The sequence below is a fragment of the Anaerolineae bacterium genome (assembly GCA_016931895.1).
Lineage (GTDB): Bacteria > Chloroflexota > Anaerolineae > 4572-78 > J111 > JAFGNV01.
Window position 1 is genome coordinate 1 of sequence record JAFGDY010000199.1, and the last position, 19,102, is coordinate 19,102.

Genomic DNA, 19,102 nt, shown 5'->3' on the forward strand with positions numbered 1-19,102 from the left:
TGCCTACGTTTATCTGCCACGGCGTCCAAGTGTCTCCTCCATCGTCAGAACGTAAAATGTAACCGTAGACCCCGGCATAGACTACGTTAGGGTCTGCTGTGGCAAAATGGAGGGTGACTGCGGAGCCATCATCAGAAACCTGCTTCCAGTCAATCCCGCCGTTATCTGTTTTGTAAATGCCCTTGTCTTTCAAAACAGCCAGTATTTCCAGGGGGTTGGCAGGATTGACGGCTACGGTCAAGGCTTCGCCTGTGGGCAGGGGTGTTCTGACTTTTCGCAGGTTAGGATATTCCGAGTCAGATGCATGGACCAATACCTTAATCAGATCTGACTATTAATTAGACTCCTAACTGCATTTTCTATCTGCCCCGTCGTTGCAAAATTTGAAGTGATTGAGAGTGGTTTGGGTGTTGCTGTAGGTACAGATGTAGATGTGGTGTTGGGCTGTAGCGTTTCTGTTACTGTTCTGGTAAAGGGGAAGGGGGTAGTAAGGGGTGTCTTGGTAGATTTTGGAGTACTGGTTGGAGTTGAAGCAACTGTATCTGTAAGGGTGGGAGTTGCTAGTAACAGGGTCTGAGACATTGTTGGTGACACAGTAGCTGTAGGAGATGGTACTCTACCAGCAATTGCCATGATTTGGTCGAGATCGCTTAAAGCTTGGGGGTATTGCGCTAGTTCAACCAATACCCTGGCCCTTTCATATAGTACGGCAGGATTTTCCCCATTCAGGTCAATAGCTTCGTCATATTTGATTCGTGCGGCATTGAATTCATTTTGTTTGGCTGAATCCCGACCACCTACCCAACTGCCAATTTCATCTTTTAGACGCTTTACTTCTTCTGTTTCATCAAGCTTTTCTAAAGAGCCAATCATTTTTTGTAAAAGTGGACTGGTATGATTGCTATTATCAACATCTGCTAACGTTACGTACAACCCTTTGATAATAACAACAATTTTATCGCTTTTGACATCGAACAAGGCCAATTGCTCTTGACTTGTCTGTAAGTTAAAGAATAATTCTTGGGCTTCATAATGATAATCTTGTTGTCCAAGAAAATAATGCGGCTCAAATAATGTAGCTAGACGGTTTACTCGTTCCATTGGAGTGGTTGTTGTATGACGAAAATCATATTTCATAGCTTCTTGAGCTAAGTTAGGTATGTAGAAAAAGTCATGCCATAGGATAATGCCTGATACAATAAAGGCTAGTGCAGCTACTATAAATCCAGTATATGCCCCAATAAGTCTCCAGTCTCGCTGTGTATTCGCTTTGATCCAATCCCAATTGAAAACGCGGCGATAGACCTCATTGCGAAGATGTAAACGTTCATTTTCTACTTTAACCAAGCCAGACAAATTTAGCTGATTATGAGTAGATAGTTGTTCGTTAGGGGCAATGGGTTTCCCTTTGTATACCTTGCGGTAGATTTTAAGCATTTCCCTGTGCTGAGGATGGTTCAGAATCGTATCCCGAACAAACTTTAAATTGGCCTCCTTAGTGACCTCTCTGGTGAGAAATAGTTTTTCTACTAGCTCATCAATTCTTTGATCAGTCCAAATCTCATCACTGGCGGTAGCTACAACCTGACATAATTTTTGAGTCAGATAAGGATGGCCGTTGGTCCAATAGTAAATCCGGTTAAAGATGGTTTTGCTTTGATCTGGATAGATGGCTTCCAGGCCAGCCTGTAATACTACGGTATCGGCTTGGCTGAAGTCTTGTAGAGTGATTGCCTGGCCAATATTAAAAGGCGTTCGGGCATGGTCTCTGATCAAATCTGGGGGAGAAGCCACACCGAGAAGAATAAAAGTCAGACGATCAAATTCCGGTTCTCTGGCCCGGGCGTTGTACATGGCCCGGATAGCGGCAAAGAAATCATCCCTAAAATCAAGGTTGAGAGTAGTATCAATCTCATCAATGAAAATGACGATCTGTCCTTTGACCTCTGTCAGAATTATGCCCCGTAGGAAGCTGATAAATCGTTGTACTTGCCCCAGTGAGGCCCGTTCCTGCCACCAGGTTTCTGGGTCAACCGACAGTTTCAAGGCTCGGGTTAGTTCGGTGAGCAGGCCCAGATACCAAGCGTCAATCTCGACCAGACCAATCTCAGTTAGATCAATTTTGACGGTGTGAATTTTCCTTTTGCTTAAACGTTGGGCCGTGCGGATCATCAGACTGGATTTACCCATCTGGCGAGGAGTGAGGACGTAGCAAAATTCACCGGCTAGAGCCAAATCGAACAGTTCATTATCGGCGGGGCGCTCGACATAGGAGGGAGTGTTGGGCCGTAAAGTGCCGCCAGCGACAAAAAAATCAGAGGCTCTTGAGGAGGATGTACTCACAACAGTTTTTCCTCAAAGTACTGTCTGTACAAGTCGCAACGACAGGTATAGGCATCACCACTGCCCTTGATCAGACCGGCTTTGACCAAACGAAAGAGTGACATTTCGTCTGGACAACACTGATCGCGGATGATTTGTTTTAGCGCTGCTCTCAACTCGGGTTTATCTCGCAATCCCCAATAATGACGTCGCAAGTGATCGCCAAAGGGGCCGTTATCGGTAGCCGCCTTGGGGATCAGGTCAGCCCAGGTCAGGCGTTCGGTGAGCAGGGTATAAAACGCTTTGCGGGTGAGATAGGGGTGGCCGTGCAATAGGGTCATGAATTGGCCAAAGTTTTCCTCGGCCACTGGCAAACCGTGTCGTTGATTAAGGTCTTGCATTTGGGACTCGTTGAAATCGGCCAACTCAAGTTTGAGGCCTACGTTAAAGGGGGATTGATTGACATCTTCAATCAAGAGGTAAGGTTCAGTGGAAATGACCAACACGATGTTAAGTTTTTCCCATGTCTCATACTTGGCCCGCCGGTTGTGCCAGGAGCGCACCAGGCCGAAAAAGTCCCGGTAGAAATTGGTTTGCAGCAGGCAGTCCGCTTCATCCATCGCCAGAATGATAGGGCCTTCAAAGGCGGGCAGGATGTAGTCTTCCATAAAATAAGTCAGTTTGTTTTGCGCGCCCAACGAACCCCGCCAGGCTTTTTCTAAATCTGCTGGATCGAGGCGAAGTTCGTGGCACATCGTTTCGGCAAATTCTCGTAGGAAGACATCACACGAAACCAACTGGTCGTGACCAAAACCCTGAAAATCCAGCGAAATCACTTTGGCTCCACTTTGGCGGGCCTCACGAATGCCGCGCATCAGTAATGAGATTTTTCCGGTTTGACGCGGGGCGCGGATCGTTATAGTAGCGCCCCACTTCACGATTTCCCGTTTCAAGTGTTTGTCGGCTTCACGTTCAATATATAGTTTGTCGCGTAGCTTGACTGCACCGCCAGGGACTTCTAACTCGGCCAGAAAACGGGGGTCAAACTCTGGCAGGGGTGGTTGGATACGCTCATCGTCAGCCACCGGGCGTCCATCTTCGGAGATAATGTTTGCCTCGGTTGCGGGTTCAATTTGGATAGGTTTTTGTTGAGGCAACTGGCCTTTGACGGCAGCCAGGATTTCACGGGCTACGTTTTTGTTATCGGCTTCATTTTGCCAAACCACATATTGCACGGGATTCAAAAGAGCGGCGATAGAATAGGGCAACAAACCTTCGTAGGCCAGCCGTACCGGCAGGGTGTGTGGTTTACCTTGCAGCTTGCGGTACTCGTAGGCTCGATTAACCTCGGCTTGGATCATTTCACTGTCTGCCGACTCTTTGGATAGCAACACGATCAAAAAATCGCTGGCTTTGATTTGTTGGTCAATTTGTTCTAGCCAGGCATCGCCAGTGCGCAGGGTTTGGTCAATGAAAACTTCGTGGCCGTGAGCGGTCAGGGTTTCGTGTAAATAGGTGGCCAGTTTTTGATCGGAGCTGGTGTTACGTTTGTAGGCTATGAAGAGGCGGGCGGACAGTTTCGACTGTAATTCGGCTATTTGCGTTTCAATATCTTCTATTTCCATAGAAATTTTGGGATCAGCCGATTGACCCGCGTAAGCAAGCTGCTCTTTAAGCTTTTGCAACCGACGTTTATGGGTCGTAATGAGTGCCTCTATTTCATCTCGATGTGACATAAAATTCCATCCCACCCCATAAGAAAACAATTGGCAATACTTGGTTTTATTGGAGCCTATCTCAAGTATAAAACATCTCGCAAAACAAAGCAAGGGATATTGAGGTGTCAAAAGGTGTTACCTGATCTTGATCGGGCTAAGCTCCACGGCATTATCGGGCAAAGTATCCCCGTTTAGGGCGGCAGGCAGGCGCTCGCCGGTGGAAAAATCATAAAGACCGGCCAACACCCGGTATTCGCCCGATGGCAGCGCGGAGAGGTCCAATAGATGGGGGTCAATGATGATCTCGCCGGCGTCCCACAGGCCGGTGGGATAATTGTTATTTAGGGGCGGGCTGTCGAAACCGGCGCTAAATTCGCCGTTGCGCCAGAGTTGGATAAAAACGGTGTAGTCGGCGGCGGGGCGGCCGTGGGCCGACCAGACCAGGGTGATTTGACAATCATTGTCGCTTGACCGGCAATTTTGGAAGCTGGTGTCGAGCAGCCGGATGTGGCCGGCAAACTCGGCCAGCGGCGGCTGGTTTGGGTAAGAGGGCCACCGCGCCGGCGCCAATTTAAGTTGGCCCACCGTGGGCGGCGCCGGATTGCCGTCGGGGGCGACGGGTTGGATGCCGGGACGGCCCGGCTCGTTAAAGTCAAACAGGCCAAGGTTGACCAGCAGCCGGGTGGGGGCCGCGCTGTCGCCGTTGACCAACACCGGGTAGGTGTCTTGCACAATTTGGCCGGGGGCCAGGGTGGTGGTGGGGCGCAAGCCGAGGCCGGGATAGGTGTTCATTTGGCCCACCGGGGTATGGTCGCGCCCAACCAGGTGGACAAAGACACTGTAGTTGGTGTCCATTGGTTTAAGGGCTTGCCAGTAAGCCGTCACGTTAACGCGCTCGCCGGGACGGGCCGTTTTGGCCTCAACGGCGACCCCGATGAGTTTTAGCTCATCGTTATAGGTCAGGTCCAGGCGAGACAAATCCGCAGGCAGGTCTGTTTCGGCGAGCAGCGGAGGCGGAATATACGCCGGGGCCACAACGCCGTAAGGCATCCAAACGGCGATACTCAAAAGGATGATACTCAGAATGGTTGTAACCGCCCGGCGAAACGGTTGGGGCGTAAGCATCCACCACCCCCAGCCAATGAGAATGGCCATTGAGCCAAGCGCGGGCAAAAGTTGGCGGCCCTGCATCCCGCCCTCAATGGCCACCAGCCGGGTGAGGGAAAAGGCCAGGGCGATGGGGAAGGTAAGATGGAGGAGGAGAGGAGAGAGGAGGAGAGGAGAGAGGAGAGAGGAGAGAGGAGAGAGGAGAGAGGAGGGAGGAGAGAGGGAAAATGTAGAAAGGGTTGCTGGTTGTTTTTTGGCTAATTTTGCGGTCCGGCCTTGCAGTTTGCCGATCATGTCCCCGGTTATTTTTAGGACAACGATAAATAAGATGCCCAACAGTCCAATCCGGCTGATAATCCGGTAAACGCTGTACACCCATTCCGGGGCGGCAATGTTGAGCCAGCCGAAGGTGGCCCAGAAAGAAACCTCGCCGGTGGAAAGGGTGTAGAGAAAATCGTTGAGGGTGAGGGGTTGGGGATCAACATTGAAGTAGATTTTATAGAGACCCTGCTGGAAGAAGTCGTGATAAAGCTGATAATTGCGCCAATACCACCAGCCGCCGACGGCCAGAAAGAGGAAGCCGATGATCAAACCATCCCGCCAGAGCAGGCGGGCGGCCCCCGGCTGTTTTCGCGTAGCTATAGCCACTATCAATATGGCCTCCACCGCCACCAGGCCAAAGGCCAGGCCGGTCATTTTAGATAGGGAAATCAGGCCCAGCGTCACCCCCAGGGCGGCGGCTCGGCCCCAATGGGGAGTAGGTCCGTGGAGAACATAACGTTGGGCCAGCCACAGGCCGACGGCGCAAAACGCAATGTTGGCCGGCTCATTGGCCACCGAAGCGGTGATAAAGGCGAACATCGGCTGGCAGGCGACAAAGAGAGCGACGAGGGTGGGGAATTGTGAATTGTGAATTGTGAACTGTGAATTGTGAATTGTGAACTGTGAATTGGGAATTGTAGACGGCGAATGGTGAATAGTGAATAGTGGTTTGCGATTTGCGACTTGTGACTTGTGATTTGCGATTTGTGATTTGCGATTTGTGATTTGAGAATTGGGCCGGAATCGGGAAGAACGGGCCGTTGGCCCGGTATTTTGGGCCTGGTAGTTGAACAGTTCCAGGGCTGTGAGGTAAGTAAAGATAATGGCGATAACCCCAAACAACATTGAGTAAAGGCGCAAAACGTGAACGGTGAGAGCCAGGCCGCGATAGGGAAAACTTTCGGTGGAGGGGTGGAGGTAGTTGTTTTTGTTGCCGGGGTCCAGGGCATAGCCGATAGAGGCGTGCGGATTCCGGCGCTCTGTTTCGTATTCGGCCACGCCGTCCAACTCAAAGGGTTGTATCAGTAGGGCGCCAATGGTGTAGTAGAGGGGCGGCTGCTGCCCGCCCCAAATGCCCTTTCCCGGCAGCATTACCGGCAGGCCATTGCCCTCGGCGATGTATTTGACATGGCCGGTGTGGGTCCATTCGTCCGGCCCTTCAAAAATGGGCACAATGAAGAAGTAGGAAGAGGCGAGGAAAAGGTAGATGAGCAAGGCCAGAGAGAGGCTGGGATGGCGGCGGATGAGGGCAGGGACAAGTTTGTTGTTTGCTGGCCGGCCGGCTTGTTGTTTTTTCACGGCAGTTTGATCTCCACGCTGTTGTCCCGGGTAGGGAGGGTGGAAGCGGTAATGTTCAGCCGCCGGCCGGAATCAAGGTCGTACAGGCCCAGGCGCAGGGCGGCGGTATGGGGAGAAACCGGCAGGGCGCGCCTGTCGGCCACCACTTCGCCGGGCGACCACCAACGGGTGGGGTAGGCGTTATGGGTTGGCGGGGCGTCGGCCTGGGATATAACCTTGCCGTTGGCGTCGAGAAGGTGGATGAAAACAACGTAATCGGTTGGGGCCGGGTTTTGCGATTGCCAATAGAGGGTAAGGGTTGAGGTAGCGGGCGTAAAGTGGTAGCCGATGAGAGTGATGAGTTGGTTGAAGTTGACGCGAACCGGCCGGGACGGTTGGTAGTTGGGCCAGTTTTTGGGCGTGATTTTAAGATGGCCCACCACAGGGGTGACGGTTTGGCCGGTGGCGTCCAGCGCCGGAAAGCCGGCCCGCGTATCGGAGTTATAATCAAACACGTTGACCACCGCTCTGGCGACGATGGGTTCGGGCACGTCAACGTTGAGGGCGAGGGGGTAAACGTCTACAAAAGAGTCGCCGGGGTGGAGGTAGCGCGTTGGCCGCAGGCCCAGGCCCGGATAAGTTTCTCGCCGGGCCAGAACGCTGCCGTCGGGGGCCAGGAGAACGGCGGCCACGCTGTAGTTTTTATCCATTGGGGCCAGCACCTGCCAGTGGGCGCTGACCAGCACGGTATCACCTTGAGTGGCTTGGGGTTTGGCGCCGGAAGCATTATTTTGAGAAACAACCTGCCCTTGGACCAATTTTAGGCTATCCAAAAAGGCCAGGTCAAGCGAAGCGGGCAGCGCTGAAGCGGCGGCAGAAAGGGCGCTCTCGTTGACGGGCCTGAAGGCCGGATAGAGCAGCCAACCCAGGCTGTAGATGTTGAGGGCCAAGAGCAGCGCTGTTACCAGGCCGCTGAACCATTGCCCCAAACGCGCCGGCAAGAGCGCGTGCCAACCCAGGGCCAGCAGCAGCGAGATAGCGGCAATAGCCGGATACATGAGCCGGGTATGAGACACCGACCCAACTTCCATCACCCAGCGCAAGTAGAGAATCAGGTTGAGCGCCGCCCAGAGCAGCAGGATGACGGTTTTTTCAAAATTGATGTGCCCCAGGTTTAGCGGCAGCGGTTTTGATTGATGGCCCTGGACCAGTTTGATCAACAAAGCCGGCAGTAACGCAACCAGTCCGACGCGCGCAAACCAAAACAGCAGGCGGAAGACCCATTCCGGCGGGCGGATCTGGCCCCAGCCAAAAGTGGCCCAGTAGGCCCGTTCCGCTTCGGCCCGTAGCTGCCATACTTCAAACAGCGAAAGGTCGGCCCGCCCGGCCAGGTTGAGATGGGTTTCGGTGGCCAGCCATTCGCCGTAGAGTTGGTAGTTGCGCCAAAACCACCAACCGGTGAGAACGATGGTGACAACGGTTATGATCGCCAGCCAGCGGCCAACAACTTTTAAAGGCGATTGGTGGATTTGGCCCAAAAAGAACAAGCGCAAAAAAACAATAAAGGCGACCAGAAGTAGCGTGGTCACGCTGCTGAGTTTGGTCAACAAGGCCAGGCTGGTGAGCAGGCCCAGGAGAAGAGGGGGGATTAATTGTGAATTGTGAATTGTGAATGGTGAATTGCGAACTGAGATTTGTGACTTGCGCTTGGCCCATTTTCCCGGTTCGGTAAATTTGAAGGCCAGCAGGACGGCCAGGGTGGACAGGGCAGCGGAAAGGCTGTCGTTGCTGACGGTGGCAGAGACACGGATAAATTGCGGATTGAGGGCGGTGAGGGCCGTGGCGGTGACGGCCAAAGGAAGGCTGTGGGGGAAGAGATGGCGGGCCAGTAAAAAGGCGCAAACAACCGTCAATAGACCAAAGGCCAGGCTCCACCAACGGCCAAGGTGGATGGCCAGGGCTGCGCGGCGATAGGGGAAAGCGTCCATGGGGCCGTGCAATACCAAATTTTGGTTGTCGTTGATCAGGGCGCGCACATCGGAAAAGAGCCAGTGGGGATTAAGTTGTAGATGCTCAGACAGGTTGTCGCTGTTGATCCAAAAGGTGCTGGCGGCAACAATGGCGTAATAGAGCGGGTGCTGCGTGCCCTCCTGGTTCCATAATTGGCCGGGCAAGGCCAGGGGCAAGCCTTTACCATCGGCCAGGTGTTTGACATACGGATAGTGCAAGGTCTCGTCGGAATTTTCAAAGATGGGGGTCAGGGTATCGTAGCCCAGGCCCAGCAGGATAAAAAGAACCGCAAAGGTCCAGAGAAAAATAGAAGCCAGCCGTTTGCCGGTGAGGTTCAAAATTATAAAGCTCCGTTTTTGCATGAGGTCATGGGTTTATTTTAACTTTGGTGTAAAAAAGGGGCAATCTATGGGTGGAGGAATGGGATGGGGCCTTAGCCGGATTGATAACGTTTTTGGTAGAGTTGACCGGCCAGATTTTCAATGTCGGTTCTCATGGCCAGTTTGGCCAGCCATTCTGGAGGAATACCGGCCAGGCCGTAAAAGGCTCCGGCAATTTGGCCGCACACGGCGGCGGTGGTGTCGGCGTCGTCGCCCAGGTTGGCGGCCAGAAGCACAGCCTCCCGGTAATTTGTTGAGTTAAGAAAACACCACAAAGCCGCCTCCAGGCTGGCCACCACATAGCCGCTGCCCCGAATGTCTGCGGCTTGTTTGGTTCGGTAACTGCCCTGAGCAATAGGGTGAATAGCCGGTGCGAGCTTTAAATCCGTCAAGGTGGAGAATTGATGATCGAAAAGAATACTCTCTTTGGATTCGCCGCGCAGGGCCAGCGCGATCATCAGGCCAAACAAACGGCAGGCATCAACGGCTTCCGGGGCGCCGTGGGTGGTGCGCGAGCTTTCGCCGGAAAAATGGATCACGCTGGAGAGGTCTTCCACAAAATACATGGGCACCGGCGCCAGGCGCATAATAGAGCCGTTCCCGGCGGTGTGGGGATCGGTTGAGCCGCTATAGGCGTTGTTGGTAGCGCGATAATGCCGCAGGGCCTGGCTAACGGTGTTGCCAATGTCAAAACAAATCCCGTTGCTGCTGAGATAGCCTTCCCTCCACCAGCGACAATAACGCTCAATTTGGTCGCGGGGATTAAAGCCGTTGCTCTCTAAAAGGCTGGTGGCCAGGCATAAGGCCATTGAGGTGTCATCCGTCCACTCGCCCGCTTTTAAGTTGAACGGGCCGCCGCCCACCAGATCGGTGAGGGGGGCAAATGTGCCGCGTGGTTTGAACTCAACGGTAGTGCCCAGCGCGTCGCCACAGGCCAGGCCCAACAAACAGCCGTAAAATCTATGCTGCATATTGTTTGACCCACCAGCCGTTTGCATCCAATTCTCTCCTACGTTTTCACCACCACCACCACGGTCATATCATCGCCCTGTTCAGCTTCGGCTATAAAATCCGTAGCCTTTTGGATGATGTGCTCGGCGATGGTCTCGGCGTCGCGCACGCTGATGATTTCGTTAATGGTGTGTTCAAGGCGGTCAAAGCCAAAAAGCTCGCCGTTTTTGTTTTGGGCTTCCACAATGCCGTCGCTGGTGAAGATGATGGTGGTAAAGGGGTCTAGCAGAAACATGTCTTCGTGATAGCTTTGCTCCGGCGAGAACGAGCCTATGGGAAAGCCGCTTACCGGCAGATAGCGACAGCCATGCACCGTGGCCCCAATGGGGGCAATCATGCCGCCGCTGCTGACCGTCATCAAACTGCCCCTGGCTTCTTCGGTGTTGGCGCCGTTGGGTGGGGCCAGCGGGATAAAGGTGGCAATTTGCAGGCCGATGTTCATTTTGTTTTCCTGGAGCCGGTTGTAGAGCGTATAATTCAGGTGATTGAGTAACTCGGCGGGGGCCAGGCCGTCGTTGATTTTGGTGTCAATGGCCGTGATGGCGGCGGCCATGTAGAGCGCAGCGGGGATGCCCTTGCCGCTCACGTCGCCAATGGCCACGCCTAGCTGGTCTTCCCCTACGGCAAAAAAGTGGAAAAAGTCGCCGCCTATCTGGCGCGCGGGCAGGCTGCGCCCGGAAATTTGCAAACCGGCCACTTGAGGCACAAATTGGGGCAATAGGGTTTCTTGAATGCCGTGCGCAATCTCCAGTTCGCTTTCCAGCTCGCGCACTTCAAGTTCATACAGGCGGGCATTCTCCACGGCCACGGCGACCTGGTTGGCAAAGGCCATGGCCAATTGCACGTCTTCTTCCTGGTAGGCATTGGTTTCGGCCTGGCCAATGCTGATCAAGCCAATCACCTTGTCGCGGGCCACCAAAGGGATACCCATCCAGGACTGGATATAATCAAAGGGGGGTTTCCTGAAGGTATCGTAAGCTTCCGCGGCCTGGCCCAGCACCAGCGGCTCGTGCGTATCAAACACAACCGTTTCGGGTTGATCGGGGTTTAGTTTTGTCGGAAAGGTTAAGCCAATAACTTGTTCCGGCTGGGGAAACCCTCGTTGGGCAATAATGCGCCGCGAGTTGCCTTCGATTAATTGAATCGCGGCGCGGTCATATTTAACTACCCGGCCCAGTTGGTCCATAATGCGGGTCAATACTTCGTTCAGGTTAAGGCTGGTGTTAACGGCAAAGGAAACTTCGCGCAGGGTTTCGGCTTGCTGGCGGCGCTTAAATTCTAGCTCGTAAAGTTGGGCATTTTGCAAGGCTACGCCAAGCTGGTCGGCCATGGTTTGTCCTAGCGAAATTTCTCGCTCGTCAAAAATTCGTTTGTGGCGGGTATCCTCGGCAATGAGCGCGCCCACAATTTCTTCCCGGATTTGAATAGGGATCACCACCATCGAAAGCGCGCCTGCGCCGGCCCAACCACCCCCAATGCTGTCGGGAGAGTCCGGGTCACGGGTAAGCCAGGCTGCTTGCGTATCTTCAATCTTCACCGGCCGGTGTGTTCTCATCAGGCGCTCATAAATTGGATTTTTAGCCAGGGGAATCTGTCGTCCTTCCAGGCTGCCTGTTTTTCCTTTTTTCTTGGTAGAAGTTGGAATTTGCCTATCTTGAATATAAGCTTTAACAACGCTGCACCGGTTTTCAAAGTCAAAAATAAGCACGCTGCCCTGCTTCAGGTTCAGTACATTCAAATATTCCCGTAGCACGGTGCTCATAATGGTATGAGAGTCTTGGGTGCTGGTTAAGGCGCTGGCCACTTGATAAAGGGCGGTTGTTTCTTCCAGGGTTTGTTGGGTTTGTTTTACATATCGCGCATTTTCCAGGGCCACCGCCACCTGGTTGGCCAAAGCGCGGGCCAGGCGTACTTCGTCGGCGGTGAAAATACGCTCCTCACGAGTTTCCCATAGTTCTGTCCAGCCAATGGTATCGCCCTTGGCCACTAAAGGCATCAGCAAGAGAGACCGGCAGCCATGCTGTTCCATATTTTGGCGTTCAGTTTGATTGAGCAGGGGATTGCTCAATTGAAACACTGTTGGCCGTTGCTGGCTGATGGCGGTTAGCAGCGTTGGACGTTGTTCAAGATCAAACGTTGAACCCAATTCAAGCTCATTTTCTTGAGCAGAAGTTTTATTAATGGCAAAAGTGGCCCGAATGATGCCGGTGTTCCGGGCTTTATCCCAACCGGCTATGTAGCCGCTGCTCATATTCAGCGCATACACCATTTGTTCAATAAGGGTATTCAACACCGTCTGGGTATTCCAAATGGTTGAAATGGCGGCGCTGGCTTCGTAGAGGATAGCCAGTTCATTTAAATTGCGATGCGTTTCCTCAAAAAGGCGAGCGTTGTTAATGGCCGTTGAGCCTTGCTGCACCAGGTTTTCAAAAAAGCGCACATCTTCTTCCTCAAAAGCAGCGCGATGGCGATTGACCACCATCACCCCAATCATGCCGTTGAGCGCGGTCAGAGGAGCGTATAATAAATGTTGCTTATCAGAGTAAGGGGTTTCGATTTGAGAGTTGTTAGCCATCTTGCCTGCTTCGCCGGCAGCATTAAGCATTACGGTTTTGCCGCCGGCAGCGCCGGCGCCAATAACACCCTGGCCCAGCATCAGCGGAGAAGTGCGAATCTGTTCCGACATGGGGCCGGTGGCCAGCGCCGGGCGCAGTGTTTTATTGTCTTTTTCCAAAAAATAAACACAGCAGTTATCGGCATTGAGCAAGGTTTTGGTTTGGTCAATGAATTGCTCTAAAGTGCGCTGCAAATCCAGATGTTTGGAAGATTCGTGGCTGGTTTCCAGCAAGATTTGCAATTCTTGGTTGTAGCGCCAGGTTTGTATTTCTGCCTGTTTGAGGTCGGTGAGATCGGTGCTGATGATGCACACTTCGGCCACAGAGGTGAGCGGATTTTGCCGGAGCGGGTAAACGTGCGCCCGAATCCAGCGTGTTTCCCGGTGCGGGTCTTCGAAGGGATAGTTGGAAATAGAGAACGGTTCCCCCGTTATCCGGGCCTGATCTAAAATATCTTTCAACCGGCTCAAGTTTTCCGGGGATAGGGGTAAATTTTCTACCCGGCGGCCCCTAACCTGTTCGCGCTTGACCCCAAATAATATTTCTGCCGTTCGATTCCAGGTGCGCACCCGGTCATCCGGGCCAATGACTTGCACCGCCAACGGCGAAGTGTTGCTGGCCAAGGCTCTATCAAGCGGTTCGCCCAGGGGCAGGTCGGGAAATTCTTCGGTGTGGTGTTGTTGCCATTCATTTTGCAGCCGGGCTATGCGTCGTCCCAGGGTCAGGAGGCCGGCTCTGTTGAGAGACACATAATCATCTGCCCCGGCCGCGAGGGCAGCCAATAATACCTTGTCTTCGTGCCAAACGTCTTCGGCTGATACCTGGCGCAGCAGGATGAGGGAGGTCTCAGGATAAACTGCCCTTACCGAGGCCAGCCGGTCAGTGATATTGTCTGACAAATTGTCTGATAATTGGGAGAGGTCGAGGAGAATGAGATCTGCTGTTTCCGTCTGGTCAACGGTTTCGGCAATGTCTTGGAGGATAGTTAGACGGTAGTCATCCAGATGTTGACCCACCGCCTGAGTGATAGCCGCCGTAACCGTGAGGTGATTGTTGATGATAAGGATCGAAAATCTACTCATATCTGGTCTGGAAAGTTGGCTCTTACCCATCCTCCTGGAGCCATTCTACCCGAAATCGCGGAGAATGAAAAAATCCTTCTTCTTTATGATACCACACCTTAAGAGAGAGTTCAAAGTATGATTTGGGACATTCTTCTCATTTTTGTAACTTTTTCTTTTTGCGCGTTTCCGGCTCAATGCTATAATTTAGCGTATGGTAGACATAAAAAATTCCCGCCGCGTATTTCTGAAAGGGTTGGGGGTGACGCTGTTGCTTGGCGGCTGCGCCGCCGAAACCTTACCGCTTACGGCCGAACCAAGCATCACCCCTTTTCCCACCCCCACGCCTACCCCTCTCCCCAGCGCCGATGGCGTGGCCCAGGCTTATCTGGCGGCCTGGAGCGCCGGGGATTACGCCACTATGTACAATCTTTTAACGCCGGATTCTCAACTGCGGATTAACCAGGAGCAATTCCAGGCGTTTTATGGCTATGCCCTGGCCGAAGCTACGGTTATTCAGGTTGAGGTGCAGTTGCAGTCGCTGTTGCATCATCAGGGTCAGGCTTCGGCTACTTTCAGAACTACCTGGCAAACCGAGCGGTTTGGCCCGATTGTGGCCGACAATCAGATGAACCTTAGCTTTGCGGCAGAACGTTGGGGAGTAGAGTGGCAACCCACCCTGGTGCTGCCCCAGTTAGGCGAAGGGGTGAGTTTGGCCTTATTAAGTGAACAGCCAGGGCGGGGCAACATTTACGACAAAAACTTTCATGCCCTGGCTACCCAGGGCCAGATGATTACGGTGGGGGTAGTGCCCCAATACCTGGGAAAAAGTGACTCTGTTATTGATCGCCTGGCGCGGATTACCAAAGTTGAACGGGGTAAAATTGAAGCGGCCATCGCCGCCGCCCGCCCCGATTGGTTTGTGCCTATTGCCGACATCACCTTTGAAACCAGCCTGGAATACGATCATCTCTTAAACAATCTGGCCGGAGTAGAGCGCCGGGCGCATGAGGTGCGCACCTATAACGACGGCCAGACGGCGGCGCATATTATTGGTTATATGGGGGCCATTCCGGCGGAGCGCCGACAAGAATACCTGGCGCAGGGTTATCGGGAAGACGATCTGGTAGGTTTAGCCGGGGTTGAGGGCTGGGCCGAGCCGGCGCTGGCCGGCCAGCGCGGCGGGCGATTGGTCACTCTTTCCCACCCCCAACAGGTGATTTCAGAAATTGCCGCTGTGCCAACCCAGGCCGGCAGCAGCGTTTATCTTACCCTTGACACAATTTTTCAGGCCACGGTAGAGCATTTATTAGGCGAGCGCCTGGGCGCGATTGTGGTGATGGACCCGCAGACCGGGGCCATCCACGCCCTGGCCAGCTATCCCCGTTTTAAACCGGCTGTGTTCACCACCGGCTTTGATGTTGAGGCCTGGGCAGATCTGTACACCGATGCAACCCGGCCCCTGGTTAACCGGCCTACGCAGGGACTTTATCCCCCCGGTTCTATTTTTAAAATTGTCACTATCAGCGCCGCCCTGGAAAAGCTTGGCCTCAAACCTGACGATACCTTTGTTTGCACGGGTGAGTGGGTCGGTTTGGGTAAAGAGTTTGTCAAAAAATGCTGGCTGGAGCAGGGTCATGGCCAGATTACTTTAATTGAGGGTTTAACCCAAAGTTGTGACGTGGTTTTTTACAACATTGGCCTGGCTTTGCACCAACAAGACCCTCAATTGCTGCCTGATTTGACCCGCGCTTTTGGCCTGGGCGCGCCAACCGATATTGCAGGCGTGGCCGAAAGTGCGGGCGTTGTTCCAGACAACGCCTGGAAACAGGCTAAATTCAACGAACCTCTATTTACTGGCGATGCGGTCAATTCGGCCATTGGCCAGGGGTACGTGTTGGCCACTCCCCTGCAAGTTGCTCGGCTGCTGGCGGCCATAGGCAACGGCGGCCGGTTGTTAAAACCGCGTCTTATTGACCGGATTGTTAACGTGGCGGGCAGCGAGCAGGTTTTTGGGCCGGAAGAGGTGGGTACGCTGCCGCTTTCGCCTGAAAATCTGGCCCTTATCCGCGGCAGTCTGGAAGCCGTGGTCAGCGGAGCACGCGGCACGGCCCGCGCTGCGTTTGAAGGAATTACTTACACGGTGGCCGGCAAAACCGGCACCTCTGAATCGGGCCAGGAGGAGCCGCACGCCTGGTTTGCCGGTTATGCCCCTGCTCAGAACCCCCGCGTGGCTATTGCCGTTGTTTTGGAGCACGCCGGCGAAGGTTCAAAAGAAGCGGCGCCTTTGTTTAGGCAGGTGGTGGAGGCCTTTTTTGAGTGGGAAAGGGAGGCTTAGTTCACCATCTTTTTGGTTGCCAAAGGGCCTGGTCCATTTTTAGGCCAGAGGGTAAGAAGAGGACAGTATCCTGTCCCTATCGCCAAAATTTTGGCATGCACCTGCCCAAAGCAGAAGAACAAGTTGCATCCTTTTGGGGGACGCTCTCAAACGAGCGCGTTGCTTAAAATTTTGAATCCAATGAGTCGCTAAAAAATCTAATATTTCAATGAGGTGACATAAAATCCGGTTAATATTTACCAAGATGGGCTGTCTCCCCACCTCTTTAATTTATGGCTAAAAAATTAGGGATAGGACTTAAATTAATCCTTTATGTCGAGTTTTTTGCCCCACTTTCTATTTTTTGCAGGTATTCCCCCGAATTTTTGGGCTTAACAATATATTTGTAGGCACATTGACAGAGTGTTTTACTTGTGCTATTATGATTCCACCTTACCTTAAAACTCTTTGCATGATGCGCCAAACAAGGTTAAAGCAACCTTTGAAAGGAGAGACGCACAAGAATGGCATCTCGTACAGAACAAATGGTAGCCCGTTTGCGGGATTTACAGGCCGGAACCGCCGACATTGAAGCTTCAGCCGTGGTGAGCGTGGACGGTTTGATTATGGCTTCTTCACTCCCGGCCGACGTTGAGGAGGACCGGGTATCGGCCATGTCAGCCGCTATGCTCTCTCTGGGTGAGAGAATTGCCAGCGAATTGGGACGTGGGACTCTGGACCAGGTTTACATCCGGGGCGATCACGGTTACGTAATTTTGATGTCTATTGGTGAGGAAGCCGTGTTAACCTCGTTGGCCCGCGGCGATGCCAAGTTGGGACTTATTTTTCTGGATATGAAACGCGCCGCTGAGGATCTGGCCAAACTGGTTTAATATTTTATTGGTTGAAAAAATAAAGCCGTCCACCCTATTGTGGACGGCTTTTGTTTTGCCTTTGAATTTTGGGGCTAAGAAGTCGGTTTTAGCCCGGCCCTTAACTATCTTCGTTTTAGGGTTCCAGAGGAATAAAATTATCTCCATAAGCCCCCAGGTTGGGGCCAAGCGTTTCTGCATAGTCAGGTCTAAAAGCCCAGGCCTCATCGCAAGCATTGCATTTTAAGCAGCCTGCCGGCGGGCAGGCCGGCGATAGGTTGTTCCGCAGCGCCCGGCGCAAATCCCAGGTGAAAAAGGCTTGGCGCACCCCGGTGTTGACTACCTCCCAGGGCAACGCCTCCTCCAACGACCGTTCCCGTAAATAGTCCGCCTGGCTCAAACCCTCGGCGTTGAGGGCGCGTTGCCACTCGCGTAGACTGGTCTGTTTCATCCGCGCCAGCACCCGGCCCAGGCGCCGGTCGCCGCGAGCCAGCACTCCCTCTACCGCTGCCCAGGCCGGACTGTCGCTGCGCACGGTAATGCCGTAAGGCTGGAGTTGCTCCTGCAAATATTTGAGCCGTGCTTCCAGGGTTTCCACCGGCATCATGGCGGCCCATTGAAAGGCCGTGTGGCTTTTGGGCACGTATGGAGTGGCATTGATAGTGATGTGACGGGGGAAGATTTTGCGCGCGACCAGGACCATCCGGGCAATGGCCTCTACATCTGCTTCGGTTTCCGTGGGTTGGCCGATCATAAAATACATCTTTAACCGAGGGAAATTATATTTGGCCGCCAACTCTACCGCGCGCAAAATCTGGGCGTCCGCCTGGGGCTTGTTGATTACTTGACGCATTCGCACACTGCCCGCTTCGGGCGCGATGGTTAAGGTTTGGTTGCCGCTTTCGGCCAATCCTTTGATAAGTGGCTCGCTGATGGGATCAACCCGCATGGAGGAAGCGCTCAACCGCGCGCCCATTTTGCGCAGTTCAAGGGCAATCTGGTCAATCCAGCTATGGTCGCTCACCGCGGCGCTGACCAGGCCAATCCGGCCGCGGTGTTTGAGGGCGTGTTGGGCTACCGACAAAATGGTGTCCAGGTGCATCTCGCGCATGGGGCGATAAACGTAACCCGCCATACAAAAACGGCAGCCTCGACCACAGCCTCGCGCAATTTCAATCAGGGTGCGGTCGCCAAACTCGGTCTGGTCACTGTAAATTTGGGTGGTGGTGGGAGTTGTCTCAATATCCTTTATCCACACCCGGGCCACCGGTCCATTGTTGAGGGTCGGCACGTAAAGGCCGTCAATCTGAGCCAGTCGCCGATAGGCTTCGGGGCGAGGAGCATCGTTGACGTCCCACAGGGCGTCGAGCAGGGGCGGCACAATGCCTTCTCCCTCGCCAATGGCAAAGGCGTCAAAGATCTCGGCCAGCGGTTCTGGATTGGTATACACCGCCGGACCACCCGCAATTAATAGCGGCCAATTTTCGTCTCGTTCTGCGGCAAACAGAGGAAATTCCGCCCGGCGCAGCAGGTGAATAACGTTAAAATAGTCCATCTCGTAGGAGATGGTGAAGGCTACGGCCGCAAATTCGTCCAATGGCCGCTGCGATTCCAGGGACATCACCGGCTCGTTGGGCCGGGGAGGGTGTTGGTAGCCCCAAAAAACTCGCTCACAGACCACATCCGGTTCATCGTTGAACAGCCGGTAGAGGATGTGCAAAGCCAGGCTGCTCATCCCCAGCCGGTAGGTATTGGGCCAGACCAGGGCCACGGGCAATTTGCCCCCCCAATCTTTGCCGATGACACCCTCTTCTTGGCTGATGATTTTGTGGGCCTGGTCAATATAACGATAGATTTGTTTCATATATATGCCGGAATTTTTATAGTCAACCCTATAAAAAATAAATTATAATGGGGTTAAATTTAAAAGCAAACGGCCCAACTGCGTTCTGCGGTCAGGCTGTTTAGGTTAATATAGAAGAAAATTGTAATGGTCAAGAACATGGTTCTTTGGTATTTTCCGAGGAAACCACGAGATGTAGTGGTATTCACAATTAACGGAAAAGGTGATAAACTGATAGCTTGCCCAA

The 19,102-nt window shown here is 53.2% G+C and carries 10 protein-coding genes; 2 read left to right on the forward strand and 8 right to left on the reverse strand.

From position 1 onward, the window contains the following. The 7 genes from JW953_14535 to JW953_14565 form a co-directional block, all read right to left on the reverse strand. Nucleotides 1-241 (reverse strand): hypothetical protein (locus JW953_14535; GenBank protein MBN1993914.1); only part of this gene is annotated, 241 nt, incomplete at its 3' end. Nucleotides 242-321: 80 nt separating this feature from the next. Further along, a complete protein-coding gene (locus tag JW953_14540; protein MBN1993915.1) occupies nt 322-2,343 on the reverse strand; it encodes an AAA-like domain-containing protein in 2,022 nt (673 codons plus the stop codon). Continuing rightward, on the reverse strand, nt 2,340-4,058 hold the full coding sequence (locus tag JW953_14545; GenBank protein ID MBN1993916.1) for an AAA-like domain-containing protein: 1,719 nt from the start codon (nt 4,056-4,058) through the stop codon (nt 2,340-2,342). The genes JW953_14540 and JW953_14545 overlap by 4 nt, the downstream gene beginning before the upstream one ends. 117 nt (nt 4,059-4,175) lie before the next feature. After that, a complete protein-coding gene (locus tag JW953_14550) occupies nt 4,176-6,767 on the reverse strand; it encodes a hypothetical protein (protein MBN1993917.1) in 2,592 nt (863 codons plus the stop codon). Beyond that, nucleotides 6,764-9,094, reverse strand: coding sequence for a hypothetical protein (locus JW953_14555; protein ID MBN1993918.1), 2,331 nt, complete (start codon nt 9,092-9,094; stop codon nt 6,764-6,766). Before JW953_14555 ends, JW953_14550 begins: the two co-directional genes overlap by 4 nt. 95 nt (nt 9,095-9,189) lie before the next feature. Further along, nucleotides 9,190-10,134, reverse strand: coding sequence for an ADP-ribosylglycohydrolase family protein (locus tag JW953_14560; protein ID MBN1993919.1), 945 nt, complete (start codon nt 10,132-10,134; stop codon nt 9,190-9,192). A gap of 11 nt (nt 10,135-10,145) precedes the next feature. Beyond that, entirely contained in the window at nt 10,146-13,844 is a 3,699-nt protein-coding gene (locus JW953_14565; protein ID MBN1993920.1) for a GAF domain-containing protein, read from the reverse strand. A gap of 193 nt (nt 13,845-14,037) precedes the next feature. Between JW953_14565 and mrdA the strand changes: the two genes are divergently transcribed. Both mrdA and JW953_14575 read left to right on the forward strand, forming a co-directional pair. Beyond that, nucleotides 14,038-16,161, forward strand: coding sequence for a penicillin-binding protein 2 (mrdA, locus tag JW953_14570; GenBank protein MBN1993921.1), 2,124 nt, complete (start codon nt 14,038-14,040; stop codon nt 16,159-16,161). Between the two features lie 503 nt (nt 16,162-16,664). Next, on the forward strand, nt 16,665-17,033 hold the full coding sequence (locus JW953_14575; protein ID MBN1993922.1) for a roadblock/LC7 domain-containing protein: 369 nt from the start codon (nt 16,665-16,667) through the stop codon (nt 17,031-17,033). Between the two features lie 115 nt (nt 17,034-17,148). On the opposite strand, the gene JW953_14580 is transcribed toward JW953_14575, so the two are convergent. Then, complete coding sequence (locus tag JW953_14580; protein MBN1993923.1) at nt 17,149-18,876, reverse strand: radical SAM protein; 1,728 nt, start codon at nt 18,874-18,876, stop codon at nt 17,149-17,151. Nucleotides 18,877-19,102: the final 226 nt, after the last annotated feature.

Excerpts from the sequence above, each read along its gene's own strand:
- JW953_14545 (MBN1993916.1), bottom strand. The coding sequence starts at position 4,058 with ATGTCACATCGAGATGAAATAGAGGCACTCATTACGACCCATAAACGT.
- JW953_14560 (MBN1993919.1), bottom strand. The coding sequence starts at position 10,134 with ATGCAAACGGCTGGTGGGTCAAACAATATGCAGCATAGATTTTACGGC.
- JW953_14565 (MBN1993920.1), bottom strand. The coding sequence starts at position 13,844 with ATGAGTAGATTTTCGATCCTTATCATCAACAATCACCTCACGGTTACG.
- mrdA (MBN1993921.1), top strand. The coding sequence starts at position 14,038 with ATGGTAGACATAAAAAATTCCCGCCGCGTATTTCTGAAAGGGTTGGGG.
- JW953_14575 (MBN1993922.1), top strand. The coding sequence starts at position 16,665 with ATGGCATCTCGTACAGAACAAATGGTAGCCCGTTTGCGGGATTTACAG.
- JW953_14580 (MBN1993923.1), bottom strand. The coding sequence starts at position 18,876 with ATGAAACAAATCTATCGTTATATTGACCAGGCCCACAAAATCATCAGC.